This window comes from Ruegeria sp. BB6 (assembly GCF_056539385.1).
The window spans coordinates 306,294-331,864 of record NZ_JBQFUW010000001.1 but is presented as its reverse complement, the minus strand read 5'-3'; the positions used below and the strand labels follow the sequence as shown (position 1 = coordinate 331,864).

At 58.2% G+C, this 25,571-nt stretch carries 25 protein-coding genes; 10 read left to right on the top strand and 15 right to left on the bottom strand.

Features of this window, described 5'->3' with window-relative positions:
• The first annotated feature begins 3 nt into the window (after nt 1–3).
• Nucleotides 4–300, top strand: coding sequence for a DUF7742 family protein (locus tag ACR0B7_RS01595; RefSeq protein WP_480680787.1), 297 nt, complete (start codon nt 4–6; stop codon nt 298–300).
• On the opposite strand, the gene ACR0B7_RS01590 is transcribed toward ACR0B7_RS01595, so the two are convergent.
• Nucleotides 281–619 carry a TraR/DksA C4-type zinc finger protein gene (locus tag ACR0B7_RS01590; RefSeq protein WP_170481295.1) on the bottom strand — a complete coding sequence of 113 codons (339 nt, stop codon included), beginning with the start codon at nt 617–619 and terminating at the stop codon, nt 281–283. The genes ACR0B7_RS01595 and ACR0B7_RS01590 overlap by 20 nt on opposite strands.
• A gap of 84 nt (nt 620–703) precedes the next feature.
• Between ACR0B7_RS01590 and cysE the strand changes: the two genes are divergently transcribed.
• The gene (cysE, locus tag ACR0B7_RS01585; RefSeq protein ID WP_170382710.1) at nt 704–1,513 is read left to right on the top strand and encodes a serine O-acetyltransferase; all 810 of its coding nucleotides are present in this window, start codon (nt 704–706) and stop codon (nt 1,511–1,513) included.
• Nucleotides 1,514–1,666: 153 nt separating this feature from the next.
• Here cysE and ACR0B7_RS01580 read toward each other — a convergent pair whose 3' ends face one another.
• From ACR0B7_RS01580 to ACR0B7_RS01555, 6 genes are all read right to left on the bottom strand, one after another.
• The gene (locus ACR0B7_RS01580) at nt 1,667–2,962 is read right to left on the bottom strand and encodes a pyruvate dehydrogenase complex dihydrolipoamide acetyltransferase (protein ID WP_170481298.1); all 1,296 of its coding nucleotides are present in this window, start codon (nt 2,960–2,962) and stop codon (nt 1,667–1,669) included.
• A gap of 12 nt (nt 2,963–2,974) precedes the next feature.
• Entirely contained in the window at nt 2,975–4,345 is a 1,371-nt protein-coding gene (locus ACR0B7_RS01575; RefSeq protein ID WP_170481301.1) for a pyruvate dehydrogenase complex E1 component subunit beta, read from the bottom strand.
• Nucleotides 4,346–4,348: 3 nt separating this feature from the next.
• The gene (locus ACR0B7_RS01570) at nt 4,349–4,738 is read right to left on the bottom strand and encodes a VOC family protein (RefSeq protein WP_170481304.1); all 390 of its coding nucleotides are present in this window, start codon (nt 4,736–4,738) and stop codon (nt 4,349–4,351) included.
• A 3-nt stretch (nt 4,739–4,741) separates the two neighbouring features.
• A complete protein-coding gene (gene pdhA, locus ACR0B7_RS01565) occupies nt 4,742–5,737 on the bottom strand; it encodes a pyruvate dehydrogenase (acetyl-transferring) E1 component subunit alpha (RefSeq protein WP_170382718.1) in 996 nt (331 codons plus the stop codon).
• A 152-nt stretch (nt 5,738–5,889) separates the two neighbouring features.
• Nucleotides 5,890–6,189: a septum formation initiator family protein gene (locus tag ACR0B7_RS01560; protein ID WP_170382720.1), complete on the bottom strand. Its 300-nt coding sequence runs from the start codon at nt 6,187–6,189 to the stop codon at nt 5,890–5,892.
• A 125-nt stretch (nt 6,190–6,314) separates the two neighbouring features.
• The gene (locus ACR0B7_RS01555) at nt 6,315–7,505 is read right to left on the bottom strand and encodes a phosphoglycerate kinase (protein ID WP_170481307.1); all 1,191 of its coding nucleotides are present in this window, start codon (nt 7,503–7,505) and stop codon (nt 6,315–6,317) included.
• A gap of 132 nt (nt 7,506–7,637) precedes the next feature.
• Here ACR0B7_RS01555 and ACR0B7_RS01550 point away from each other — a divergent pair, with 132 nt between their 5' ends.
• Both ACR0B7_RS01550 and ACR0B7_RS01545 read left to right on the top strand, forming a co-directional pair.
• Nucleotides 7,638–8,144, top strand: coding sequence for a peptidylprolyl isomerase (locus tag ACR0B7_RS01550; protein ID WP_170481310.1), 507 nt, complete (start codon nt 7,638–7,640; stop codon nt 8,142–8,144).
• Nucleotides 8,137–8,685, top strand: coding sequence for a peptidylprolyl isomerase (locus ACR0B7_RS01545; RefSeq protein ID WP_170481313.1), 549 nt, complete (start codon nt 8,137–8,139; stop codon nt 8,683–8,685). The genes ACR0B7_RS01550 and ACR0B7_RS01545 overlap by 8 nt, the downstream gene beginning before the upstream one ends.
• A gap of 49 nt (nt 8,686–8,734) precedes the next feature.
• On the opposite strand, the gene aqpZ is transcribed toward ACR0B7_RS01545, so the two are convergent.
• The 6 genes from aqpZ to ACR0B7_RS01515 form a co-directional block, all read right to left on the bottom strand.
• The gene (aqpZ, locus tag ACR0B7_RS01540; protein WP_170382727.1) at nt 8,735–9,421 is read right to left on the bottom strand and encodes an aquaporin Z; all 687 of its coding nucleotides are present in this window, start codon (nt 9,419–9,421) and stop codon (nt 8,735–8,737) included.
• 84 nt (nt 9,422–9,505) lie between these two features.
• On the bottom strand, nt 9,506–10,321 hold the full coding sequence (locus ACR0B7_RS01535) for a M90 family metallopeptidase (RefSeq protein ID WP_170569653.1): 816 nt from the start codon (nt 10,319–10,321) through the stop codon (nt 9,506–9,508).
• A 119-nt stretch (nt 10,322–10,440) separates the two neighbouring features.
• On the bottom strand, nt 10,441–10,941 hold the full coding sequence (locus ACR0B7_RS01530) for a polymer-forming cytoskeletal protein (protein ID WP_170382731.1): 501 nt from the start codon (nt 10,939–10,941) through the stop codon (nt 10,441–10,443).
• The gene (locus ACR0B7_RS01525; RefSeq protein ID WP_170382733.1) at nt 10,931–12,256 is read right to left on the bottom strand and encodes a DUF5930 domain-containing protein; all 1,326 of its coding nucleotides are present in this window, start codon (nt 12,254–12,256) and stop codon (nt 10,931–10,933) included. The genes ACR0B7_RS01530 and ACR0B7_RS01525 overlap by 11 nt, the downstream gene beginning before the upstream one ends.
• Before the next feature lie 180 nt (nt 12,257–12,436).
• The gene (locus ACR0B7_RS01520) at nt 12,437–13,252 is read right to left on the bottom strand and encodes a ferritin-like domain-containing protein (protein ID WP_170482046.1); all 816 of its coding nucleotides are present in this window, start codon (nt 13,250–13,252) and stop codon (nt 12,437–12,439) included.
• An 84-nt stretch (nt 13,253–13,336) separates the two neighbouring features.
• The gene (locus ACR0B7_RS01515; protein WP_170413802.1) at nt 13,337–13,798 is read right to left on the bottom strand and encodes a peroxiredoxin; all 462 of its coding nucleotides are present in this window, start codon (nt 13,796–13,798) and stop codon (nt 13,337–13,339) included.
• A 68-nt stretch (nt 13,799–13,866) separates the two neighbouring features.
• Between ACR0B7_RS01515 and ACR0B7_RS01510 the strand changes: the two genes are divergently transcribed.
• From ACR0B7_RS01510 to ACR0B7_RS01495, 4 genes are all read left to right on the top strand, one after another.
• A complete protein-coding gene (locus tag ACR0B7_RS01510; RefSeq protein WP_480680781.1) occupies nt 13,867–17,253 on the top strand; it encodes a YhdP family protein in 3,387 nt (1,128 codons plus the stop codon).
• Nucleotides 17,254–17,297: 44 nt separating this feature from the next.
• Nucleotides 17,298–18,344 (top strand): tRNA preQ1(34) S-adenosylmethionine ribosyltransferase-isomerase QueA, encoded by a 1,047-nt coding sequence (gene queA / locus ACR0B7_RS01505; RefSeq protein ID WP_170569647.1) that lies wholly within the window; start codon nt 17,298–17,300, stop codon nt 18,342–18,344.
• Nucleotides 18,345–18,456: 112 nt separating this feature from the next.
• Nucleotides 18,457–19,728 carry an MFS transporter gene (locus ACR0B7_RS01500; RefSeq protein WP_170382742.1) on the top strand — a complete coding sequence of 424 codons (1,272 nt, stop codon included), beginning with the start codon at nt 18,457–18,459 and terminating at the stop codon, nt 19,726–19,728.
• 110 nt (nt 19,729–19,838) lie between these two features.
• Nucleotides 19,839–20,414 carry a DUF924 family protein gene (locus ACR0B7_RS01495; protein ID WP_170481327.1) on the top strand — a complete coding sequence of 192 codons (576 nt, stop codon included), beginning with the start codon at nt 19,839–19,841 and terminating at the stop codon, nt 20,412–20,414.
• Here the strand turns inward: ACR0B7_RS01495 and ACR0B7_RS01490 are convergent.
• Nucleotides 20,411–20,845, bottom strand: coding sequence for a hypothetical protein (locus ACR0B7_RS01490; RefSeq protein ID WP_170382746.1), 435 nt, complete (start codon nt 20,843–20,845; stop codon nt 20,411–20,413). The genes ACR0B7_RS01495 and ACR0B7_RS01490 overlap by 4 nt on opposite strands.
• A gap of 216 nt (nt 20,846–21,061) precedes the next feature.
• On the opposite strand from ACR0B7_RS01490, the gene lpdA reads away from it, so the two are divergent.
• Complete coding sequence (gene lpdA / locus ACR0B7_RS01485) at nt 21,062–22,456, top strand: dihydrolipoyl dehydrogenase (protein WP_170481329.1); 1,395 nt, start codon at nt 21,062–21,064, stop codon at nt 22,454–22,456.
• A 141-nt stretch (nt 22,457–22,597) separates the two neighbouring features.
• Here lpdA and ACR0B7_RS01480 read toward each other — a convergent pair whose 3' ends face one another.
• Nucleotides 22,598–23,983, bottom strand: a complete 1,386-nt coding sequence (locus ACR0B7_RS01480) for a M20/M25/M40 family metallo-hydrolase (protein ID WP_170481332.1) — start codon at nt 23,981–23,983, stop codon at nt 22,598–22,600.
• A gap of 333 nt (nt 23,984–24,316) precedes the next feature.
• Here ACR0B7_RS01480 and hemA point away from each other — a divergent pair, with 333 nt between their 5' ends.
• Nucleotides 24,317–25,540 carry a 5-aminolevulinate synthase gene (hemA, locus tag ACR0B7_RS01475; RefSeq protein ID WP_170481336.1) on the top strand — a complete coding sequence of 408 codons (1,224 nt, stop codon included), beginning with the start codon at nt 24,317–24,319 and terminating at the stop codon, nt 25,538–25,540.
• Nucleotides 25,541–25,571 lie beyond the last annotated feature (31 nt).

Sequence of the window (25,571 nt, the reverse complement as noted above, 5' to 3'; positions counted from 1 at the left end):
GGGATGCGGCCAGTTCTCCATGGAGATGTCAGCGCCGCGGCGCGCGCCTTGTTGCGTGCGCCGTTGGCTGACCGAAATCAGCTATGTACCAGAATGATGGAGGAGGCAGAAATAGCTGATAGATACGTCATTCAGACGGGGCGGACACACCCATTATACGGCAACGGATCATTGATGTACGCGGCTCGTACACGGCCTTTGGCGGACGAGCCAAGCTTTGACGACTTGCAATATTGCCTGTGTTTCGAGTTGGTTATCCGTTGCCTTGTTAAGTTTCACCTTAACCAGAAGCACAGCTAACGCATTTGCTGGCAGCATAGTCCAGGTTCAGCCGCCCAATCGGAATTTCGTCGCCACAATCTTCGCAGAAACCGAATTCGCCATCCTCTATTCTGACTAACGCGGCCTTGAGCCTGTTCATTTCGCGGTTTCTGTTGGCTTGTTGCGCCTTGGCCATTGCTTGGTTTTGCAGCGCGTCCATTCTGCTGAGGCGACCAACTGCTTGCTGATCCAGATGGACGACTTCTTGCGCCTTTTTTCCTGCCTCCGAGCTTTGCTCTAGCTCCGCCAATCGGCTGCGAATCCGAGTGTCGAAATCGGCCAACATGGATCTATTCATTTTCGTTATCCTGTTGATCACGGGTTTGCGCTTTGCGTTTTTACGACTAAATGGCATTCTAGGCGCAGCAAAGGATCAAATGCCATGTTGGAAACGCGCAGTTATGTAACACCTGTCGATCCCGTTTGGGATCGCATCACGACCGAAGCGCAGTCGGCCGTCGAAGACGAGCCGCTGATGGGTGGGCTGGTGCACGCATGTATCCTGCACCACCGCAGCCTTGAAAAAGCTTTGTCATACAGAGTTTCGGCCAAGCTGTGCTCGAATGAAATGTCCATGATGGTTCTGCGCGAGATCGTGGACGAAGCCTATGCCGACGATCCTTCTCTGATTGAGGCGGCGCGCGCCGACTTAATGGCCGTTTACGAACGCGACCCTGCCTGTCATCGCCTGCTACAGCCGATCCTTTACTTTAAGGGCTATCAGGCGATGCAAGCCTATCGTGTTGCCCATTGGCTTTGGCAGAAGGGTCGTCATGACCTGGCTTATTTCTTTCAGATGCGCTCGTCCGAGATATTCGGGATCGACATTCATCCGGCCGCAAAGATTGGCAAGGGTATCATGATCGACCACGCGCATTCGATCGTCATTGGCGAAACTGCCGTCGTCGGGGACAATGTCTCGATGCTTCATTCCGTGACACTTGGTGGGACCGGTAAAGAAGAAGAGCAACGTCACCCCAAGATTGGAGACGGCGTGCTGATCGGTGCAGGGGCCAAGGTTCTGGGCAACATCGAGGTCGGCCATTGCAGCCGCATTGCAGCCGGATCGGTTGTGTTGCAGGCCGTTCCCTCATGTAAAACGGTTGCGGGTATTCCTGCTAAGATCGTCGGAGAGGCGGGTTGCGATCAACCTGCGATCTCGATGGATCATATGTTGGGTAAGGATCAGTAGTCATCGCTTTGCGCAGCGAGCCTGCGGAAGACTTTGGATCAATATGGACGCAGGCATTTCCCGATTTGAGAAAACTATACCTGCCTGCACCACGCGCGATCATCGCGTCAGGTTGCGGACGCCCGGTTAGAAAGCCGGGCGTCTCATTGTTTGTCAGGCCAGCATGACCATTGGATTCTCGAGGTTCTCGACAATGGCTTGCAGCAGTTCCGCGCCTAGTGCGCCGTCAATCACACGGTGATCCACGGACATCGTTACGGACATCACAGTCGCAACTGTCAGTTCTCCGTCATCGCCGACAACTGGTTTTTTGACCCCTGTGCCTACGGCCAGAATACCGGCGTGCGGCGGGTTCACGATGGCGTCGAAATTGTCGATGCCAAACATGCCCAGATTCGAGATCGCAAACGTGCCGCCCTGATATTCATGCGGGGCCAGCTTGCGTTCACGGGCGCGACCGGCGAGGTCTTTCATCTCGGTCGACAGCGCGGATAGCGACTTGGTGTCGGCATCTTGCAGAACCGGGGTAAACAGACCGCCCTCGATGGCGACGGCCACGGCCACGTCCGAAGGTTTCAGTTGCAGCACCCGGTCACCGGCCCAGACCGCGTTGCAGGCGGGAACCTGTTGCAGCGCGTTGGCAACGGCCTTGATGATGAAGTCGTTGACGCTGAGCTTTACGCCCCGGTCTTCCAACTGCTTGTTCAACTGGCTGCGGAACTTGAGCAGCGCGTCCAGCTTGATATCGCGGCGCAGGTAGAAATGCGGGATCGTCTGCTTGGCCTCGGACAGGCGCGCGGCAATGGTCTTGCGCATCCCGTCCAGCTTGATTTCCTCATACGCGCGGCCCTCGTACATTTTGGCCACGGCGTCTGCTGAAGGTCCAGCCGGTGCAGCCGCCGCTGCGGGAGCCGCCGCTGCAGGTGTCGGAGCGGGTGCAGTAGCGGTAGCACCCTCGACATCCGCCTTGACGATACGTCCATGCGGGCCGGAACCAGTGATCTGCGCCAGATCGAGACCTTTCTGCGCTGCGATGCGTCGGGCGAGAGGTGAGGCGAAGATACGACCACCATCGGATTTGACCGGAGCAGCAGGAGCAGGGGCAGGCGCCTCGGATACCGCTGGCGCGGCAGCCTCGTTACCTGCGGCGGCCGGGGCCGCCTCGGGCGCTTTGGCAGGCGTGGCCGCGATATCATCCGCGCTTTCGCCATCTTCCAGCAGAACCGCAATGGCGGTGTTGACCTTAACCCCTTCTGTGCCTTCTGGGATCAGGATTTTGCCGATGGTGCCTTCGTCAACGGCCTCGAACTCCATCGTGGCCTTGTCGGTTTCGATCTCTGCCAGCAGGTCACCAGACGACACGGTGTCGCCCTCTTTGACCAGCCATTTGGCAAGGGTGCCTTCCTCCATGGTCGGCGAAAGGGCGGGCATCAGAATTTCTGTGGGCATCTGTGTCGCTCCTTACCGGTAGGTCACTTGTTTGACGGCGGCGATCACCTCATCGGTGGTGATCAGAGCCAGCTTTTCGAGGTTCGCGGCGTAGGGCATCGGAACATCCTTGCCAGTGCAGTTGATGACTGGCGCGTCGAGATAATCGAACGCTTCCTGCATCACGACCGAGCTGATATAGCTGCCGACCGAGCCTTGCGGCCAGCCTTCCTCGACGGTCACCAGACGGTTGGTTTTCATCACCGAATTGATGATCGCGCCGGTGTCCATCGGGCGGATGGTGCGCAGGTCAATGACCTCGGCGCTGATGCCGTCTTCGGCCAGCTTGTCAGCGGCTTCCAGTGCGTATTGCATCCCGATGCCAAAGCTGACGATGGTCACGTCTGTGCCTTCGCGCCAGATGCGCGCCTTGCCCAACGGTATGGTCAGGTCATCCACCTGAGGCACGTCGGAAGAGCGGCCGTAGAGGATTTCGTTTTCCAGAAATACCACGGGGTTGGGGTCGCGGATTGCCGACTTCAGCAGACCTTTAGCGTCAGCGGCCGAGTAGGGCATCACAACTTTCAAGCCGGGAATCTGCATATACCATGCAGCGTAGTCCTGTGAGTGCTGCGCAGCCACGCGAGCGGCGGCACCGTTCGGCCCCCGGAACACGATCGGACAACCCATCTGACCACCGGACATATAGAGCGTCTTGGCGGCGGAGTTGATGATCTGGTCAATCGCCTGCATCGCGAAATTGAAAGTCATGAACTCGACAATCGGTTTCAAACCACCAAAGGCAGAACCGACCGCGATACCGGCAAAGCCGTGCTCGGTGATCGGGGTGTCGATCACGCGCTTGCCGCCGAATTCGTCCAATAGTCCCTGAGAGACCTTGTAGGCCCCTTGGTATTCGGCGACCTCCTCACCCATCAGATACACATCTTCATCACCGCGCATTTCCTCGGCCATTGCATCGCGCAGGGCCTCACGGACCGTCTGCTGGGCCATCTCAGCGTCTGCGGGCCAGTCCGGTGACAGATCAACCACAGGCGCAGCGGGGGCTGCGGCAGGAGCGGGAGCCTCAACCGCCGCAGGTGCGGCTTCGGCTACCGCTGCGGCTGCTGGCGCGGCCGCGGGCAGGGCCGAGGCGTCTTCGCCTTCTTCAACTAGGATCGCAATAGGCGTATTCACCTTGACCCCTTCGGTTCCTTCCGCGATCAGGATCTTGCCGACAATGCCTTCATCGACGGCCTCGAACTCCATCGTCGCTTTGTCGGTTTCGATCTCGGCCATGATATCGCCCGAAGATACGGTGTCGCCTTCCTTGACCAGCCATTTGGCCAGTGTGCCCTCTTCCATCGTGGGCGAAAGGGCGGGCATGAGAATTTCGGTTGCCATGTCTCAGTTTCCTTCCGGGGCCGGGGTGATCATCCCGACGATGTTTCCTTGTCCATCTTCCACATAGGCGCAGCGGCCTATGCCGGGATAATCGGCCGGCGGCAGCGCTTCGGCGCCACCATTTGCCAATGCCCACGCGTAGCGTTCGTCGCAATCACTGACCTCAAAGGTCATGGTGCCACCGCGCACCGGGCTACCGGCAGCGGGAGCTCCGCCTTGGCGCAGCATCAGGCCACCGGTCAGCCCTAGGCTGTCGCCGATCTGGTCGCCATTGATCAGATGATAGCCGACTTCTTCGCCGCCAGGCATTGGTGTGAACGCCCAGTCGAATAGGCCGGCATAGAACGCTTTGGCCTGCTCGACGTTGCTGGCGTGAATCTCGAAATGCGGCATCTGTCAGGCCTCGGCGTAGATATCGGTCCAGAGCTCTTCAACCGAGGGCTCGGGGCTTTCTTTCGAGAATTCAGCCGCCTGGTTGACGATCTCTTTGATTTCCTTGTCTATCGCCTTCAGGTCGTCCTCGGCCGCGTATTTGCCGGTCAGCAGCAGTTCACGCACATGTTCGATCGGGTCGCTTTGCTCACGAACCTTCTGAACCTCTTCGCGGGTGCGGTACTTGGCGGGGTCGGACATCGAGTGGCCGCGGTACCGGTATGTCTTGATCTCAAGGATGTACGGACCTTTACCGGCGCGGCAATGCGCGACAGCTTTCTCACCAGCTTCCTTGACGGCCAGAACGTCCATGCCATTTACGATTTCACCGGGGATGCCGAAGGCTTCACCGCGGTGATAGATGTCCTTGGTCGAGGTCGAGCGCGCCTGAGCAGTCCCCATCGCGTACTGATTGTTTTCGATCACGAACACGACAGGCAGATCCCAAAGGGCCGCCATGTTGAACGTCTCATAGACCTGACCCTGGTTGGCTGCGCCGTCACCGAAATAGGTGAAGGTTACGCGGCCATTTTCCTTGTATTTGTCAGCAAACGCCAAACCGGCACCCAAAGGCACCTGCGCTCCAACAATGCCGTGACCACCGTAAAAGTTCTTCTCTTTCGAGAACATGTGCATCGAGCCGCCCTTGCCCTTGGACAAGCCGCCGATGCGTCCGGTCAGTTCGGCCATCACGCCGCCCGGATCCATGCCGCAAGCCAGCATGTGGCCGTGGTCGCGGTACGAAGTAATCCGCTTGTCGCCGTCCTCGGCGGCTGCCTCAAGACCAACAACAACCGCTTCCTGACCGATATAGAGGTGGCAGAACCCGCCAATCAGACCCATGCCGTACAGTTGACCAGCCTTTTCCTCGAATCGGCGGATCAACAGCATCTCTCGGTAGTAAGTGATAAGCTCTTCCGCAGAAACATTTGGTTTCTTTGTGGTTTTTCGCGCAGCCATGGCGGCGATCTCCCCCTCTCGGCAAGATAGTTTAGCGTTAAACTATTTCATAGAGCATTTGCTGCGATCTGGCGAGGGTAAATGTGACGCAGCGTCGACTTCTGCGAATTTCGGCGTGTTAGCGCCGTGAAGCCAGCACGTTTTGACAGCAATTAGCGAATGACAATTTCATCCGACCGGATCATGCCAAGCACCGAGCGCGCCTGTTGATCCAGCAAATCCAGATCCAGATAGGTATCCGAGAGCCTGCGGGTCAGGTTTTCCATTTCCGTGATCTCGCCTTCAAGCTTGGCGAGGTCGCGCGACAGAGCGTCCCGTTCCGCAGCAATCTCGACCCGTCGGAACAGGCCATAGTCGCCCTGCACGGCGGCGAAGGTGAAATAAACACCCAGCACAAAAGCCACCATAAAGAATGCGACTGAGCCCAAACCGGGCCGATTGGAACGGGACACTCTGTTTACCGCCGTATGAAGTCTGCCTCAATAACGGACCCTTTTTGGGCCTCTGATCGCACTATGTCACAGGTGATTCGGGTTGTGAATCCCCTGATTCGATAAAAACGCGCTGGCTGGCGGTTTTATTGCTCCAGCGCGGCAACGCCGGGCAGGGTCTTGCCTTCCATCCACTCGAGGAACGCGCCGCCTGCGGTTGAGATATACGAGAAATCCCTTGCCGCACCTGACGCGTTCAGCGCGGCGACCGTGTCACCCCCACCCGCGACCGAGACCAATTGCCCGGACCGTGTCAGGGCCGCTGCTTTAAGCGCAGCCGCGTTGGTCGCGGTGTCAAACGGCTCGATCTCGAACGCGCCCAGCGGTCCGTTCCAGATCAGGGTCTGGCTTTGGCCGAAGATATCCGAAATCGCGGCCACGCTGTCTGGGCCTGCGTCAAGGATCATGCCGTCGTTGGTGCATTGATCGGCGGGCAGGACCTGATGGGGGGCACCTGCCTCGAACTTTTCGGCTACGACGATGTCAGTGGGCAGGACGATGGTGCAGCCCGAGGTTTCCGCCTTGGCCATGATCTCGGCCGCAGTGTCCTTCATCGCGGTTTCAGCCAGCGATTTTCCAACGTTGAGACCTTGAGCGACTAGAAACGTATTCGCCATGCCGCCACCGATCACCAGATAGTCCACCTTGTCGATCAGATTGCCCAACAGCTCCAGCTTGGTCGATACCTTGGCCCCACCCACAACCGCCGTCACAGGGCGTTTGGGCGCGCCCAGAGCACCCTCCAGCGCCTCCAGTTCGGCCTGCATCAGGCGGCCCGCACAGGCAGGCAGCAGGCGGGCGATGGCCTCGGTCGAGCTGTGGGCGCGGTGCGCAGCCGAGAATGCGTCGTTGCAATAGACGTCTCCCAGCCTGGCCATACCAGCGGCCAGGTCGGTGTCATTCTTGGTCTCGGCAGCGTGGAAACGGGTGTTTTCAAGCAGCAGCACCTGACCGGGCTGCAACTGCTCGGCGGCAAGTTCAGCCTCGGTGCCCACACAATCGGCGGCGAACAGGACGGTCGCGCCGAAAGCAGCTTCGAGCGTCGGGACCAGTTGTTTCAGCGACAGGTTCTCGCGCCGCTCACCACCCGGCCTTCCGAAGTGCGCCAGCAGGATCGGCTTGCCGCCTGCCGCAAGGATGTCGCGAACGGTGGGCACGATGCGCTGAATGCGGGTGGCGTCGGTCACAACACCGTCAACGACCGGCACGTTGATATCCACGCGCACCAGCACGCGCTTGCCGTTCAGATCCATATCGTCCAGCGTTTTCCAGCCCATCGTCCTATCCTTGCCTTAAAAACCGATTTAGGCGGTTCTTTTCCTGCATTTTGCCCTCAGGTCAATGCGTCACTTGGCTTTCACGCGTCCGGCGCATAGGTATTTGCGCAAGACAAACGACAGGAGGGCCACATGGCCGAGATCAAGGATCCCGAAAACACCATCATCATCGAGCTGAAAGGCGGTAGTGTCGTCATCGAGCTGTTGCCCGACGTGGCGCCCTTGCACAGTGCGCGCATGAAAGAGCTGGCCCGTGGTGGCGAGTATGACAACGTGGCCTTCCACCGTGTGATCGACGGCTTCATGGCGCAGACTGGCGACGTGCAGCACGGCGACATGGAGGACGGGTTCAACCTGCGTATGGCGGGCACCGGTGGGTCGTCGCTGCCTGACGTTCCGGCAGAGTTCTCCAAGCTGCCTCATGACCGTGGAACTTTGGGCGCGGCGCGGTCGCAAAACCCGAACTCGGCCAACTCGCAGTTCTTCATCAACTTCAAGGACAACCATTTCCTGAACGGTCAGTATACCGTCTACGGTCGTGTGATCGACGGGATGGAGCATGTAGACGCGATCGTGCGCGGCGAGCCGCCTGCGAGCCCGGACCGCATGATCAGCGTCAAGGTGGCTGCCGATGCATAAGCTGGCCGCCGCATTTACCTTGCTGGCCAGCCCTGCGTTGGCCACGGGCCTTGAGATCGAGATCGAAGGCGAGGGTGCGAACGGCATCGTCACCGTTGACCTTTTTGAAGATCTTGCGCCCAAGCATGTCGAGCAGATCACTGCGATTGCCGCCGCCGGTCAGTATGATGGCGTGGTGTTTCACCGTGTGATCGAAGACTTTATGGCTCAGACTGGTGATGTCGAACACGGTCGGCTAGGCAGCGACATGCGCAGTGCCGGGACTGGCGGTTCGGACAGACCTGACCTGCCTGCGGAATTCTCGGACTACAATTTTGACCGGGGTGTCGTGGGCATGGCGCGTGCACCGGATCCTAACAGCGCCAATTCGCAGTTCTTCATCATGTTCGCGCCCAACTCGCACCTGAACGGTCAGTACACCGTTGTTGGCCAAGTGACGGGCGGGATGGACGTTGTTGACGCGATCAAGCGCGGTGACGGCCCCAACGGAGCGGTCATCGGTCAGCCGGACGTGATGAAAAAGGTTACTGTAACTGAGTAACAGGTGAGACCCCGGTGCCCTTTGCGCCGGGGTCTTTCAAGAACAGGGCTTAGTCGTCGCCCATTGTTTTCCAGATTATTGCGCCGATTGCACCACCGATCAAAGGTGCGACCCAGAACAGCCAAAGCTGCGCAAGGGCGGGTCCGTCCGCAAACAACGCAACGCCGGTCGAGCGTGCGGGATTCACCGAAGTGTTCGTTACCGGGATCGAGATCAGGTGGATCAGCGTCAGCCCCAGACCGATAGCGATCGGGCCAAACCCGGCCGGAGCACCTTCAGACGTGGCGCCCAGAATGATAACGATAAAGAAGGCCGTCAGCACGATCTCGATGACAAGCGCAGATAGCATCGAATACCCTTCGGGCGACGCTTCGCCGTAACCATTGGTGGCAAAGCTGCCGACCCCCGTAAATTCGGGCGCGCCACTGACAATCACGTACAGGACCGCAGCCGCCGCGATTGCACCGATCACTTGCGCGATCCAATAAGGTATGAGGTCTTTGGCCGGAAACCGTCCGCCAATCATCAGGCCAAGGCTGACAGCCGGGTTGAAATGGCCGCCCGATATGTGGCCCACCGCGTAAGCCATCGTCAGTACGGTGAGGCCAAAGGCAAAGGATACACCCAGCCAGCCAATGCCTACATCCGCCACGCCTGCGGCCAAGACAGCGCTGCCGCAGCCGCCCAAGACCAGCCAGAACGTGCCGAAGAATTCGGCGATGAGTTTCGATGACATGAAAAGCCCTCCCAAAAACAATGGGTTCAGTGTAATTCAAAAAATCTATTTTGTGAAATTCTTGTGGGATCACGTCCCGCTGGTTTAGGTTTTCCCCCAGGTGGCGGGATCCAGACGGAACAGTTTTACCAGTTGCTCGTAAATACCGGGTGCTTCGGATTGCAGGGCGTGGGGTCTCTCGAAAAAGACCTCGACCGATACAGCAAAGAATTCTTCGTGACCGACTGCGCCATATGGGTCAATGACTGTGTGCCGCCCCTTTTCTACGGACCGAACATGGGCGTCGTAGGCGGCTAGAAAGGCGCGTTCCCATTCGGCAAAGGTCTGACCGTGGCTGAGAATCGGAACGCCGTTGGTTCCGCCTGACAGGTCGTCGATCTGATGCGCGAACTCGTGCAGGACCACGTTGTGTCCATCATGGTCATCCAGCGCGCCTTGCCTGCTGTGGGACCATGACAGGATGACCGGCCCCCGGTCCCAGCTTTCGCCGGTGCGGACGATTTCCTTTTCGCTGACAACGTACCCGTCCTGCCTGCGCTGACGGGATTTGAAGGCGTTCGGGTAAATCAGGATTGTCGTCAGATGATCGTACCATAGTGGGCTGTTGACGATCAGGAGGCACGCCTGCGCCGCGATTGCCAAACGCATTTCGTCGGTGACGTCCAAGCCATCGCACCCGTAGAACCTCACCTGATCCAGAAACAGGTTTACCTTGCCATCCAGCGCACCGCGAAGCTCTGGCGGTAAGCGGCGTACTATAGGAACCTGTTCCTCTACTATGGCGCTTTGACGGGGGGTGAGGGGTGTGGACAACAGCGTGCTGCGTGTTTTTGCTTTGGACCAATGGCGATAGGCCAAGTACCCGGCGGCCAAAAGCAGAACAGAGAAGAAAACCCACATCCGACAAGCCTATACGCGACAAACTTGGCTTGGAACCGGAAACTGTTATCCGTGACCGTACAAAAAAACGCCGCAGGTTTCACTGCGGCGTTTTCTTGTTCATAACGTTCGGGGCGTGCTTACTGCTTGACCTCGGCGGCCGGGTTGGAACCCGACTTTGCGCTGCGACCCGGATTCAGCGGGTCGTCCTGACGCTGTACCGAACCTTCAAAATGCGCGCCGCTTTCGATCGCGATGGTCTTGTGGATGATGTCGCCTTCGACACGTGCGGTCGAGGTCAGGCGTACTTTCAGACCACGCACACGGCCCACAATGCGGCCGTTGATCACTACGTCATCTGCGGTGACTTCGCCCTTGATGGTCGCGGTCTCACCGATCGTCAGCAGATGCGCACGGATGTCGCCTTCGACAGTTCCTTCAACCTGAATATCGCCAGAGGTTTTCAGGTTGCCGGTGATGTGCAGGTCCGAAGACAGAACCGACGCCGGAGGCTTGGGCTTGGGCGCGGTGCTCGCCTTGTTTTCCGACGGTGCAGGGGCAGCCGGTGTTGCTGGTGCGGCGGGTTTTGCCGCTTCAGGTGCATTGGAACCGGGCTCGTTGATTTTGCTCTTAGAAAACATTTCTCGCAGCCTTGATATAAGTCATTGGGTTAACAGGTTTTCCGTTCACACGCACCTCATAGTGCAGGTGCGTGCCGGTCGACCGTCCGGTGCTACCCATATCAGCAATATGATCCCCGCGCGAGACCCTTTGACCAACCTTTACCCTGATCTTGGTATTATGGGCGTAAAGTGTCTCAATTCCGAAGGCGTGCTTGATTTTTACCAGCCGCCCGAACCCGGACTGCCAGCCAGCATGGGTGACCACTCCGTCGGCGGTCGATAGAATATCCGTACCATGCGCACCCGCAAAATCGGCACCGTTATGCATGCGGCGACCGCCGGTCTTGGGGTCACGGCGCGTTCCAAAGCCGCTGGTAAAACGCACAACTGAGTTTACCGGGCTTGCAAACGGAGCTTTCTCGGCGGCGATGCGATAGAGGTTCAGCTGATCCATCTGCTGCAGCAGCGTGTTCGCGCGGATTTCGTCGGGGGTCAGTTCCTCACCGCGCGTGCTGAAGGATATGGGGGTTAGGGGGCCACCCATGCCGCTGTACCCACGCCGTACTTCTTCAATGATACGGTCAGTAGGCATACCTGCATTGCGGAACATCTTGTCGAGCGGTTCGACAGAGATGACCATTGCTTCTTCCAGTTGACGGAATATTTCGTCGCTACGTTCCTGCATAAGCTGGATTTCCAGCTCAAGATCGTCGCGTTGATCCAGCGCGTCCTTGGCGTCGGCTGCGATCTGATCACGTTCCATTGCGGTTCTGACCAGCGCTTCGGTCATAAAATTCATTTGCGCCGGGCTGGTGGCGCTTGCCATTTGCACCTCGTCCGAACCCGCATCTAGGTTTAGCTTGGCCAGTTCGGTGCGGGCGTCTTCGCGCTGTTTCATCGTGGCGCGCAGGGTGGTCTGGATCACTTCGATCCCGGTCTCAAGCTCGCGGCGGCGGTTTTCCGAGGCCAGCAGCTCGGACTGCATGGCGGAAATCTGTTCCAGGGCGGCGTTGAACCGGTCCTGCGCCATCAGCGCTTCCTGAGCGCGGACATCACGCTCGGCCGACAGAACATTCAGGCGTTCCTGATACGTAGCCTGATCGCGTTTCGCCTGCTCGCGGAAATTCCCGGACCCAATGCTGTCCATCAGCAGGATCGCGGTGGCTACAGCGGTCCAGCCCACGATCACTGCGACACCCGCGACAGCAGCAACCTGCGTCTCGGAACTCAGCCGGATGAACCGGGTGTCGTTGTCAGATTTCAGAAAAACCCTGCGTTCTGGAAAGTGCCGCTCGAGTAGTGAGTGTAGTTTTATTGCCAGACGTGTTCGCACGCGTCTTCACCTCTTTATCCCCATGATCGGGAGCGGTCGTGAGTGATAGCCGTCCCTTGGCCGAAGTGCATAGAGGGCGCGCTTGATTTGGGCAAGTTTGTTAACCAGTTTACTCTGCAAAGCAGGTTATTCCCGCCAATTCTCGGCGAGAAATTGCCGATAACGTCAACTTGAGCACGTTTATTGGTCGTGTCCGGGCTGAGGCAGGTCTTCGGTCAAAGGCCAGTAAAAGTCGGGCGGCAGCCCCGCTTCGGCACGTTTTTCTTCGTTGAATGGCGGTTTCAGGACACCGTGGAAATACCGCCGGACCAAGTCGTGGAACACATCTTTTGGGTCGGCATTCTCGCGCCCGCACAGGAAATGAAACCACTTTGATCCATAGGCCACGTGCCCGACCTCCTCGGCGTAGATCACCTCGAGAGCGGCGATGGCGTTCTCATCCTTGGCCTTGCGAAAGATGTCAATCATTCCGGGGGTTACATCCAGCCCGCGGGCCTCCAGCACCATCGGAACCACAGCCAGCCGCCCCATCAGATCCTCGGCAGTGTCTTCGGCGGCGCGCCACATTCCCGCATGGGCGGGCAGGGCACCGTAATGGCTGCCCATCTGCTCAAGGCAGTCGCAAACCATCTCGAAATGGCGCGATTCCTCTTCCGCGCATTTCACCCAATCGTCGTAGAAACCGATTGGCATAGGCACGTGGCCGAACCGGGCAATGATGTCCCAGTGCAGGTCGACGGCGTTCAGTTCGATATGCGCAACGGCGTGCAGCAGGGCAATGCGCCCGGCCTCGGTCCCCGGTCGGCGTTTGGGAACATCGCGGGGCGAAAGCAACTCGGGCTTATCAGGCCGCGATGGATAAAGCGGAGGGGTCGCTGTCCCGATCTCAATCTCAGGCGCATCACCTTTGCGAGACGCAAACCACTCGGCAGCGTAACGTTTGGAAAGGGCGGTTTTTGCGCGCCCTTCCGCAGTGGTCAGGACTTCGGTCGCCATCTGGGTCAGTGTTTTCGACACCGGGTTTCTCCGCTTTTGCGTTTGCGCGGGTCTTAGACCGGATGGCGGTCGTGGGAAAGAGGGTCAGAGCGCGCGAGCAGCCTCGAGCACCTCATCCACGTGGCCGGGGACTTTGACCTTGCGCCAGACGCGAGCGATCTTGCCGTCGGCGTCGATCAGAAAGGTCGAGCGTTCGATCCCCATCGACTTGCGCCCATACATGTTTTTCTCAACCCAGACGCCGTAGTCTTCGCACACGGTTGATCCCTCGTCAGACAGTAGGGGGGTGGTCAGGTTGTGCTTGGCCACAAACTTGTCGTGCTTGGCAATGGTGTCCCGCGAAATGCCGAAAACCTGAGCGCCCGCCTCGGCAAAGGCTTGAAGTTGTTCCGAGAAACCGATGGATTCCTTGGTGCAGCCCGGCGTATCATCGCGGGGATAGAAGAAAAGAACGACGGCACCGCCGCGCAGGTCTGACAACGTGACCTCGCCACCGCCGTCGCGGGGCAACGTGAAATCAGGGGCGATGTCTGTAACGTCGGGCATTGGAAACTCCGTTAAAGGTTTTTAAGTGCTGCCCGTCATCATAGGGCGGCGCGAGCGGGTTGAAAGGCGTGGATAGAAAATTGGTGCAGCACGAAGACAAAAGTGCAGACACGCCGGGCAAGCCCCGGCGCGGTCGGTCGCGTCGCCGTACTGCCGTTCGCTGGACGTTGTGGTTCGCGTTTTCCCTTGCTGCGATGGCTTTTGCTGGGTGGTTCTTTCTGATCGGTCAGCAACTGTACGCCCCGAACTGGATGCGGGTTCAGGCTGAAAAGCGGCTTGATCAAACGCTTGGCGGGCTGAAAGTCCGCTTTGGCGATGCCACCTTTTTTGTGAATGAGCAGTGGCGGCCCCGGCTTCGCTTGACGGATGTGACCATTAGTGATGCAGCCGGACAGCAGATTGCCCAAGTGTCCGATCTGCGCACACGCCTGTCGATGCGGGGGCTTTTGCGGGGGCAAATCCGCCCAAGGCGCATAATCCTGCAAGATGCGCAGATTGCCCTTACGCGCGGCAAAGATGGGGCGCTGTCGCTGACGGTTGGTTCGGGCAGCTCGCCCGTGCAACAGGCGCCCACGCTGACTGAATTGATCGAAGAATCCGACGATGTGTTTCTTTCTCCGATCTTGTCGGGGCTCAGATCGGTCGAGCTGCAATCCCTGACGCTGGACTATCAGGATTTGCGCTTGGGTCGTGCGTGGGTTTTTGACGGCGGGCATATTTCGATCACGCGCAGCGGGGACGAAATGCGCCTTGCCACCGGGTTTTCGGTTTTGACCGGCCGGGACTACGCCAGTTCGATCGAGGCAAATTACACCAGCGTCTTAGGCACGCCCGAGGCGAGTTTTGGCGTGTCGATCACCGATTTGCCCGCTGAAGACATAGCCGGGCAAAGCCTTGCGCTGTCTTGGCTTCAGGTTCTCAAGGCTCCGATCTCGGGCGCGCTTCGGGGCAGCGTGGACGAAATGGCAGCGCTCGGCCCTTTGTTTGCGACACTCAACCTTGGCGCTGGCGTCATCCAGCCAACACCCGAAACGCAACCCATTCGTTTTGACTCGGCCCGGACGTATTTCACCTACGATCCCAGCCAGCAGGTCCTTGACTTTAACGAGGCATCGATTGTTTCGGACCTTGGCGCAGTGCAGGCCAATGGCAAAGCCTTTCTGCACGGTATTGAAAACGGGGTTCTCGAAAGCCTGACGGCGCAACTGGACCTGAACAATATTGATATCTACCCCGGCGGATTGTTCCCTGAATCCCTTGAATCCGCCCGTGCAAATCTGGATTTCCAGATGAAACTGGCTCCGTTTGAGTTGCAATTGGGGCAACTGACCCTTGTGGATGCGGACCATACGTTACGCGCCTCAGGCAATTTGATTGGTCGCCCGGACGGGTGGGTGGCTTCTCTGGACGCGCATCTGGATACGATGACGGCCGACCGTTTGCTGAACTATTGGCCAGAGATATTGGCGCCAAAACCAAGAAAATGGGTGTCTGAGAACCTTTTTGAAGGGCAGTTTACGGATGTCGAGTTCGCTTTACGCCTGCGGCCTCGGAACGAGCCGGACATATATCTGGGATTTGGGTTCAATGAGGCAAAGATCAGGTTCGCAAAGACATTGCCGCCGATCCAGGATGCCCAAGGGCGGGTCAGTTTGCTTGACGACCGGTTCACAGCTTCGGCCGAAAGTGGCGTGGTTATCGCCGATGCCGGCGGAGCCGTAGATGCCTCGGGAACGTCATTCATCATTCCGGACACAACGATCAAGGGGCCATCCCCGGCCATCGCGCGCATCGTGGCCAATGGATCGACAACCGCGGCCCTTTCGCTGCTTGACCGTAAGCCGCTTGAATTGCTCACGAAAGCCGGGCTGCCGGTTGATCTGTCTCAGGGAGAGGTCAGCTTGGCCGGCACGCTGTCGTTGCCCATGAAAAAGGGGTTGAAGTTCAAAGACACAGAATTTCACTTTTCCGGCACGGCAGACGATGTGGAAAGTGAACGTCTGGTGCCCGGCTTCTCTGTTCGGTCTGACCGCCTGAAGCTGACCGGAGATCAAGCGTTGGTCGAGATCGGCGGATACGGATTGTTCGGTGACGTTCCGATAGAGGCGACATGGCGGCAGCCAATCGGAAGTTCCCAGCCGCAGCGCAGTGAACTAACGGGGGAAATCGAACTGTCACCCCGTCTGATGACCGAACTGAAAGCCGGGTTGCCGCAGGGTATGCTGACCGGACAAGGCACAGCGGACATATCCGTGGGTATCGGAGCAGGCGATCCCATAAAGCTGACGGCGACGTCGGACTTGGTCGGCGTTGGCCTTGCCATACCCGAGCTTGGCTGGCGCAAGGGGTCTCGGGCTGTCGGAAAACTCAACGTCGATGCAACGTTGGGCGACCAACTAAGTGTGGATGCACTGACACTGGATGCCGCGGGATTGCGCACCAAGGCGTCGATCTCGTTTCGCGAAGGCGGTGACTTTGACAAGGTTCAGTTCAGCTCATTCGATCTGGGCAACTGGTTGGCCGTCCCAGCCGAGCTGGTGAATCGCGGGTCGTCCGTTCCAGATATCAGGGTGTTGGGCGGGGTCATGAATTTGGGCGGCGCTACGTTCGGCGAAGGCAGCAGCGGAGGCGGAGGCGGCGGGCGCGGGCCAGCGCTGGACGTTGTGTTGGATCGTTTACAGGTCACGGAATCGGTGGCGTTGACGGGATTCAGTGGATCATTCCAGACTACGGGCGGCATTACCGGGGCGTTCACAGCCGGCGTGAACGGAGGTGCGTCTGTTCGCGGACAGGTCACCCCGCGCGGCGGGCGCAGCGCGGTTGAGCTGAAATCGTCGGATGCCGGTGAGGTGCTACGATCGGCAGGAGTCATCACTCAGGCACGCGGCGGCTCGCTCGATATGAGCCTCGAACCCGTCGGCGCGCCCGGGAACTATGACGTTAACCTCAAGATCGTGAACACGCGGATCACGGATGCACCGGCAATGGCTGCCCTGCTGAACGCGATCAGCCTTGTTGGGTTGCTGGATGAAATGGCGGGGCAGGGTATCTTTTTCTCGTCTATCGAAAGCCGGATGCGCATCACTCCGACCCAAATCAAGGTTCTGAGCGGCAGTGCGGTTGGCCCGTCCATGGGCCTGTCTTTCGATGGAACGATAGATACCGTAGCTGGGATGCTGAATTTGCGGGGCGCGATATCGCCGATCTACCTGGTCAACGCGATCGGAAGCGTTTTTACTAAGAAGGGCGAAGGTGTGATCGGCTTCAACTATAACCTGACTGGTCCTCTGACAGCGCCCAAAGTGGCGGTAAACCCTTTGTCGGGTCTTGCGCCGTTGTTTTTGCGCAATCTGATGCGTACTCCACCGCCGACGGTGACGGATGGCCCAAATTCCCTGCCGGTGAAGCCCGACGAACCTAAGCAGACCTTCGGGTCGCCTCCGAAAGATCATTGAGCCGTGCTGTTGCTGAATCTGGTCGGGCCTTGTATGGCGCGCGCATGAAACTCAGCGACTTTGATTTCCACCTGCCCGAAGACCTGATTGCCACGCGCCCGGCAACGCCGCGTTCGTCGGCGCGATTGCTTGTGGCCGATGGCGACGCGATCTCGGACGCGCACGTGTTTGATCTACCCGAGTGGTTGCAGCCCGGAGATCGCCTTGTTCTTAACGACACGCGCGTCATCCCGGCGCGTCTAAATGGACGGCGGCACCGCGACAGCGCACAGGGACCCGTTTCCGCAGCGATCGAGGCAACTCTGCTGGACCCGCAAGCAGATGGCACCTGGGCCGCGCTGATCAAACCGCTGAAGAAGGTCAAGCTGCACGAAGAGATCAAGTTCTCAGACCAGCTCAGCGCCACTCTGGAGCGGGTGGAAGACGGGCAAGCATTCCTGCGGTTCAACCTGACCGGAGAGGACTTTGACGCCGCGCTGGAAGGCGCCGGTGCGATGCCCTTGCCGCCCTATATTGCGGCCAAGCGTCCGGCGGACGAACAGGACAAAACGGATTACCAGACGATCTGGGCCCGCAATTCGGGCGCCGTGGCTGCTCCGACCGCGTCGCTGCATTTCGACGAGGCGCTGATGCAGGCGCTGGAAAAACGCGGCGTGCAGATTACGCATGTCACGCTGCATGTTGGCGCAGGGACTTTTCTGCCCGTGAAAGTCGAAGACGTGACCACGCATAAAATGCACGCGGAATGGGGCAGGGTCAGCGCGCAGGCCGCCAGCGAAATCCAAAAGACCAAGGCCGCTGGTGGGCGGGTCATACCAGTTGGAACCACTGCGCTGCGCCTGATCGAAAGTGCCGCGCGTTCGGGCGAGATCGAGCCGTGGGAGGGCGAGACAGACATATTCATCTATCCCGGTTTCCAGTTTCACGTCACCGACGCGTTGATGACCAACTTTCACCTGCCGAAATCCACCTTGCTTATGCTGGTTTCGGCATTGATGGGGAAGGATCGAATGAGCGATGTCTACGCCCATGCAATTAAACAGAAATACCGCTTCTTTTCTTACGGTGACGCGTCGCTTTTGATCCCGTGAATGCCGCCTTGTCGGGATCGTATCTTGGTAATGTCGTAGACAAGCATGACCGGAGCCGTTTTTCATAACAAAACGAATCCGTAGTTCAGGTCGACATTGCTCGGAGGTTCCAATGATTCAGGTCCTGTCCAGCGCATGGGCGCTTCTTCTTGGCGTGGGCCTGCTTATGGTCGGCAACGGCTTGCAAGGTACGATCCTCGGTGTTCGCGGCGAGATCGAGGGGTTCTCGACCCTTGAGATGTCCTTTGTGATGTCGGCGTATTTCGTGGGATTTCTCGGTGGATCGCGTCTGGCGCCCGAGATGATCCGGCGCGTGGGACATGTGCGCGTATTTGCGGCGCTGGCCTCTTTCATTTCGGCCGTGATGATCATGTACCCGATGCTGACAGAACCTGTGGCGTGGATTCTGGGCCGTGTTGTGATCGGGTTCTGCTTTTCCGGCGTGTACGTTACGGCCGAAAGCTGGCTGAACAATGCCGCCAGCAACGAAAACAGGGGGCAGGCGCTGTCCCTGTATATGATTGTCCAGATGACCGGGATCATTACAGCGCAGGGCTTGATGCTGGTCGGAGACCCCGCAGGGTACGAGACCTTCGTGATCGCGTCGATTCTGGTTTCGGTTTCCTTCGGGCCGATCCTGTTGTCGATTTCACCTACACCCGCGTTTGACACGACCAAGCCGATGACCCTGCGCGAATTGATGGGCAAATCACCGCTAGGCTGCGTCGGCATGTTCCTGTTGGGCGGCGTGTTCTCGGCTCAGTTCGGCATGGCTTCGGTGTATGGTGCGCGGGCCGGGCTGACTCTGGTCGAAATCTCGACCTTCATCGCCGCGTTCTACGTTGGGGCCGTGGTCTTGCAGTACCCGCTCGGCTGGTTTTCTGACCGCATGGATCGTCGGTTTCTGATCATGCTTGTGGCCATCGCTGGGGCCGGAGGATCCATTTCCGGCATGTTGTTCGGTACGACGTTCCCGATCCTGCTGGTTTCAGCTTTCGTGATCGGCGGGATGTCAAACCCGCTCTATTCCCTGCTGATTGCACATGCCAATGACTTTCTTGAGCATGAGGACATGGCGGCGGCCTCTGGCGGGCTTGTCTTTATCAACGGGCTAGGGGCGATTGCCGGGCCGCTGATCACCGGTTGGTTGATGGGCGACGGCGTGTTTGGCCCTCAGGGGTTTTTCCTGTTTATCGCCATGCTGTTGGTCGTGACCGCAGGGTACGCAATGTACCGTATGACGCAACGCGCGGCGATTCCGGTCGATGAAACCGGAACGATGTCTCCGCTGTACCCCACGGCCTCACCCGTTGCGTTTGAAGTCGCACAGGAAGTGGCCATCGAAGCGGCCGAAGCCGAACAGGACACGCAAGATGTTGCCTAGGACACGGATTTATGTCGCAAGTGTTGCAATATGTTACTGTAACAGACCTGTAAAACAGCCTTTAATGACGTTACGTCCCTGGGGGAGGCGAACAGACGGAGTTTAGGGCAATGGCAGGGCCTGAAGACGTACTGAGTTTTTGGTTGGATGAAGTCGGTCCCAAGGGTTGGTATTTGCAGGACGAGGCGCTTGACGCCGAAATCCGCAAAAAGTTCCTTCCCATTTGGGAGGCAGCAAACGAGGGCAAGTTTTCCCTTTGGCTGACCTACCCAAGCGGAGCATTGGCGTACATCATCCTGATGGATCAATTCCCACGCAACATGTTCCGAGACAGCGCCAAGGCGTTTGCGTCTGACCGTGCGGCATTGTCAGCGGCCAAATGTGCTGTGGACAAAGGGTGGGATCTGAAAATTGATGAACCCGCAAGGCAGTTCTTCTACCTTCCCCTGATGCACTCGGAAAACCTGTGCGATCAGGAACGCTGCGTTCGGCTGATGTGTCAGAATATCAGCGAGGATTCGAGCAACCTTTTGCATGCGCGTGCGCATCGTGAGGTTATTCGGCAATTTGGCCGGTTCCCGTACCGCAACGAAGCGCTTTCGCGCCCAATGACCGAACCCGAAGCCGCATATGTGGATATGGGTGGTTACGGAACTACGGTCAGAGAGCTTCAGGCGGCCAGTTAAGTCGCGGGTTCGCACCCACGTATCGCAATGATCCGGTCGGCGATCGCGTCGGCCGAGGTCTGAATTGCCGTATTGATCAACTCGTCCGGGGCATCGGTGATCTCAGAAATACGGGTCTGCGCCGTTTGCAGCTTTGCTTCAAGCCCGTCCAATTTGTCCAGTGCCGACGAAAGTTTCTGCACCTCCACTCGGTTGGTGACGACATCGCCCAGTTGGATCGAGGATAAATCGCTGCGCAGGGCGGCCAGCTCGCCCCGGACGCCTTGAATTTCGTCTTTCAACGGGGCTACGATTTGTATGTTCTGGGCGAATGACGACGCGATCCCGTCGACCGTCGAGGCCAGCTTCCATCCAAGAAACAGGCACAGTGCCACCAGAATAAGAGTGGCGTTCAGCAGTGCTAGCAGTAGATCTTTGAGCGTTCTGGCCATTGTAAGCCTCTTGAATAACTTGGGTTTAACGGTTGCCGGTCCAGCCCGGCCTCTATGTTCTAGCCATTGAACCAGACGCGGTATAGGCTGAAAACTGCGCACTAAGCGCAAATTGACCCTGCGTCGCTTTTGTCGCGGGTGGCCTATATTGATGCGTTTGGAGATTTAGTTTAATGGTAAACTAATTTCTGAACCGTCCTGCGCCGAGAGGAAACCATGGCTGCACAATCTTTTGATCTGATCGTAATCGGCGCCGGTCCCGGCGGGTATGTGGCCGCAATTCGCGCGGCCCAGTTGGGTTTGAAGACCGCTGTGGTCGAGCGTGAACATCTTGGGGGCATCTGCCTGAACTGGGGGTGCATCCCCACCAAGGCGCTGCTGCGGTCGTCAGAGGTTTTCCACCTGATGGAACGGGCCAAGGATTTCGGCCTGAAGGCGGACAAGATCGGATATGACCTAGACGCCGTTGTCAAACGCTCTCGCGGGGTTGCTGCGCAGTTGTCTGGCGGCATTGGCCATCTGCTGAAGAAAAACAAGGTAACCGTGGTGATGGGCGAGGCGACAATCCCCGCCAAGGGCAAGGTCTCGGTCAAAACCGACAAAGGAACCGAGGAGTTGACGGCCAAGAATATCGTTCTGGCCACTGGCGCGCGTGCCCGCGAATTGCCGGGGCTTGAGGCGGATGGCGATCTGGTTTGGACCTACAAGCACGCATTGCAGCCGCCACGCATGCCCAAGAAGCTGCTCGTCATCGGGTCGGGTGCAATCGGTATCGAATTCGCCAGCTTCTACAACACGCTGGGGGCCGACACGACAGTGGTCGAGGTGATGGACCGCGTGTTGCCCGTTGAAGATGCGGAAATCAGCGCCTTTGCCAAGAAAGCATTTACCAAGCAGGGCATGACCATCATGGAAAAGGCGATGGTCAAGCAACTGGACCGCGCCAAGGGCAAGGTGACCGCGCATATCGAAGTCAAGGGCAAGGTGGAAAAGCATGACTTCGACACCGTGATCTCTGCGGTCGGGATCGTTGGCAATGTCGAGGGGCTGGGCCTCGAGGCTCTGGGTGTCAAGATCGACCGGGCGCACGTGGTGACGGATGAATATTGCCGGACCGGGGTCGAGGGTCTCTACGCCATTGGGGATATCGCAGGCGCACCTTGGCTGGCGCACAAAGCCAGCCACGAAGGGGTCATGGTCGCCGACCTGATCGCGGGCAAGCACGCGCACCCGGTCAAACCGGAAAGCATCGCAGGCTGTACGTATTGCCAGCCACAGGTTGCATCAGTGGGGTATTCCGAGGCGAAAGCAAAAGAGCTTGGCTATGAAATAAAAGTTGGCCGCTTCCCATTCATCGGCAACGGCAAGGCGATCGCGCTGGGCGAACCCGAAGGGCTGATCAAGACTGTTTTTGATGCCAAGACCGGGGAACTCTTGGGCGCGCATATGATCGGTGCCGAAGTGACGGAACTGATCCAAGGGTACGTTGTCGGGCGACAGTTGGAGACAACCGAAGAAGACCTGATGAACACGGTCTTCCCGCATCCGACACTGTCGGAAATGATGCATGAAAGTGTATTGGACGCTTACGGCAGGGTTATCCACATGTGATGTGCGGCGTATGGGGGCTCTGCCCCCGCCGCCCGTGCCGGGCGACTCCCCCGGGATATTTTTAGCCAGATGAAGCTGGGGATCCGTACTTCATCTGGCCCCAAATATCCCGGAGCGCGAGGCAGGGCCTCGCAAAAATGTTTATTTGGTCAGAGCGTCCAGAATGCGCGCCCACGAGCGGATGCCCTTATGGAAACTTTTGACGTCGTATTTCTCATTGGGAGAATGGATTGCGTCGTCGTCGTTGGCGAAGCCAACCAGCATGGAGTCCAGCCCGAGTTCGGTGTTGAAATAGCCAACGACCGGGATAGAGCCTCCCATCCCTGTGAAGACGGCCTCGCGGCCCCATTCATCGGACAGGGCGCCCCGGGCGGCTTCGAATTCGGGGCGGTCGAGGTTCATGACAGAAGCGGGCGAGCCTTCCAGGTCGTTATCCCATTCGATCTTTGCATCTGTCAACAGGCGTTGCTCAACATGTTTTCGGATTTTGTCCCTTAGGTCATCCGGATCCATGTCACCGACCAGACGGCAGGTGATCTTGCAGTGCGCCTGCGACGGGATAACCGTTTTTGACCCGGCCCCGTTGTAGCCACCCCAAAGCCCGTTCACCTCGAGTGTTGGGCGGGCCCATTGCTGTTCCAGCGCAGAATATCCTTTTTCGCCATGCGGCTGCGTATATCCCACCGAGTTGAGGTATTCGGCCTCATCAAACCCACAGCCTTCCCATTGGCGAAGCTGCTTTGCTGGAACGTCGTGGACGCCTTCGTAAAACCCGTCAACGGCCACGCGACCGGTTTCATCATCGTAAAAGGACGCGACAATTTTTGACAGCTCGCGAAGGGGGTTCAGGCCGGGACCGCCATAGTGACCCGAATGCAGGTCGATCCGGGGTCCGGTGATTGTGAATTCGTCTTTGAGCATCCCGCGCAGTTGAGATGCGATTGAGGGGACGCCGCGCGACACCATAGATGTGTCGCAGACCAGGGCCAGATCCGCTTTTAGATCGGCTGCGTTTTCGCGCAGGAACGGGACCAGCGAGGGCGAGCCGGATTCTTCTTCGCCTTCAAAGAAGAAAGTGATGCGACAGGGCAGGGTGCCGTGAACGGCTTTCCAGGCGCGGCAGGCTTCGACAAAGGTCATCAATTGGCCTTTGTCATCCGATGAGCCACGCCCCCGGATGACGGGGCCAGTCTCGGTCTCTTCAATCGCTGGATCGAACGGGTCGCGATTCCACAGGTTCAGCGGGTCGACGGGCTGCACGTCATAGTGACCGTAGAACAGAACATGCGGTGCGTCGTTGTCCTCACCGATATGACCAACGACCATGGGGTGCCCGGTGGTTTCCCGCTTTTCCGCTGAAATCCCGATGGACTGCAGGTCCGAGACCAGCCAGTCGGCGGCCTGGCCGACTTGGGCGTCATAGGCAGGGTCTGTTGAAATCGAAGGAATGCGAAGCAGTTCCATCAGGCGGTCGATTGAGGTTTGAAGATCGGCGTCGATACGGGTCAGAACAGCGTCCAGCGACATGGGGGTCTCCTGCCATGATGAATTTGGCGGAACCCTATCAGCGCCATCGGCGCCGTCCAGTACGCTTTTCCAGGATCACTTGATAAATGCCAAAGGAATAGGAGTGCTTTTTCTGCGCAGCCTGCGTCGTTTCCTCGCGTCTGTTTGCCGTAACTTTACTTGTCGAGAAGGGTCCAAAAAGATATTTGATGCAAATCAAATAAGCATTCTCTTAGTTCGATATATGTTTTGGGCTAAAATGAGTGCATCGGTGCAATTTCGGATTCGTCCGAATGCGGTGCCAGAAAGGACGTTCGGCCAACATGATGAGGTCGGGCAAGTAAGGAGAAACCGGTGGACTATACTGCTCAGCTCGATTCAGCGATCGCTCGGCTACATGACGAAGGACGCTACCGGACATTTATCGATATTGAGCGGCGCAACGGGCACTTCCCTCACGCTGTTCGGACGCGCCCTGACGGGTCGCAGCAGGATATCACCGTATGGTGTGGCAACGACTATTTGGGCATGGGCCAGAATCCGGTTGTTCTAAACGCGATGCATGAGGCTGTTGATGCCGCCGGAGCAGGCTCGGGCGGTACGCGCAATATCTCGGGGACAACTGTTTACCACAAGCAGCTTGAGGCTGAGCTGGCCGATCTGCACGGAAAAGAAGCGGCGCTGTTGTTCACCAGTGCCTACATTGCCAATGACGCTACGCTGAGCACGCTGCCCAAACTGTTTCCCGGGCTGATTATTTATTCTGACGCATTGAACCACGCCTCGATGATCGAAGGTGTGCGTCGCAACGGGGGTGCCAAGCGCATCTTTCGCCACAATGACGTCGCCCATCTGCGTGAGTTGCTTGAAGCGGACGATCCCAAGGCCCCCAAGCTGATCGCATTTGAATCCGTGTACTCGATGGACGGTGATTTTGGTCCGATCGAAGAAATCTGTGACTTGGCCGATGAATTCGGGGCGCTGACCTACATTGATGAGGTTCACGCTGTCGGCATGTATGGCCCGCGCGGGGGTGGAGTGACCGAGCGTGATCGTTTGGCGCATCGTATCGACATTATCAACGGCACGTTGGCCAAGGCCTATGGCGTCATGGGCGGCTATATTGCTGCGAGCGAAAAGATGTGCGACGCCGTGCGCTCTTATGCGCCGGGCTTCATCTTCACGACTTCTCTGCCGCCTGCCATCGCAGCGGGCGCTGCGGCGTCGGTCTCGTATCTGAAGCGCACGCCAGAACTGCGCGAACAGCATCAGACGCAGGCCAAGATCCTCAAGCTGCGGCTCAAGGGAATGGGACTGCCTTTGATTGACCACGGCAGCCACATCGTGCCCGTGATCGTCGGCAATCCGGTTCACACCAAAATTTTGAGTGATCGGTTGCTGGATGACCACGGAATCTATGTACAGCCGATCAATTTCCCGACGGTTCCGCGCGGGACCGAGCGTTTGCGGTTTACGCCGTCTCCGGTCCACGGACCCGACGAAATGAACCGTTTGGTGCACGCGATGGACGAACTTTGGTCACATTGTGCGCTAAATCGCGCCGAACTCGCAGGTTAACCTCACGCCGAAGTGTGCAACGTGATTATCG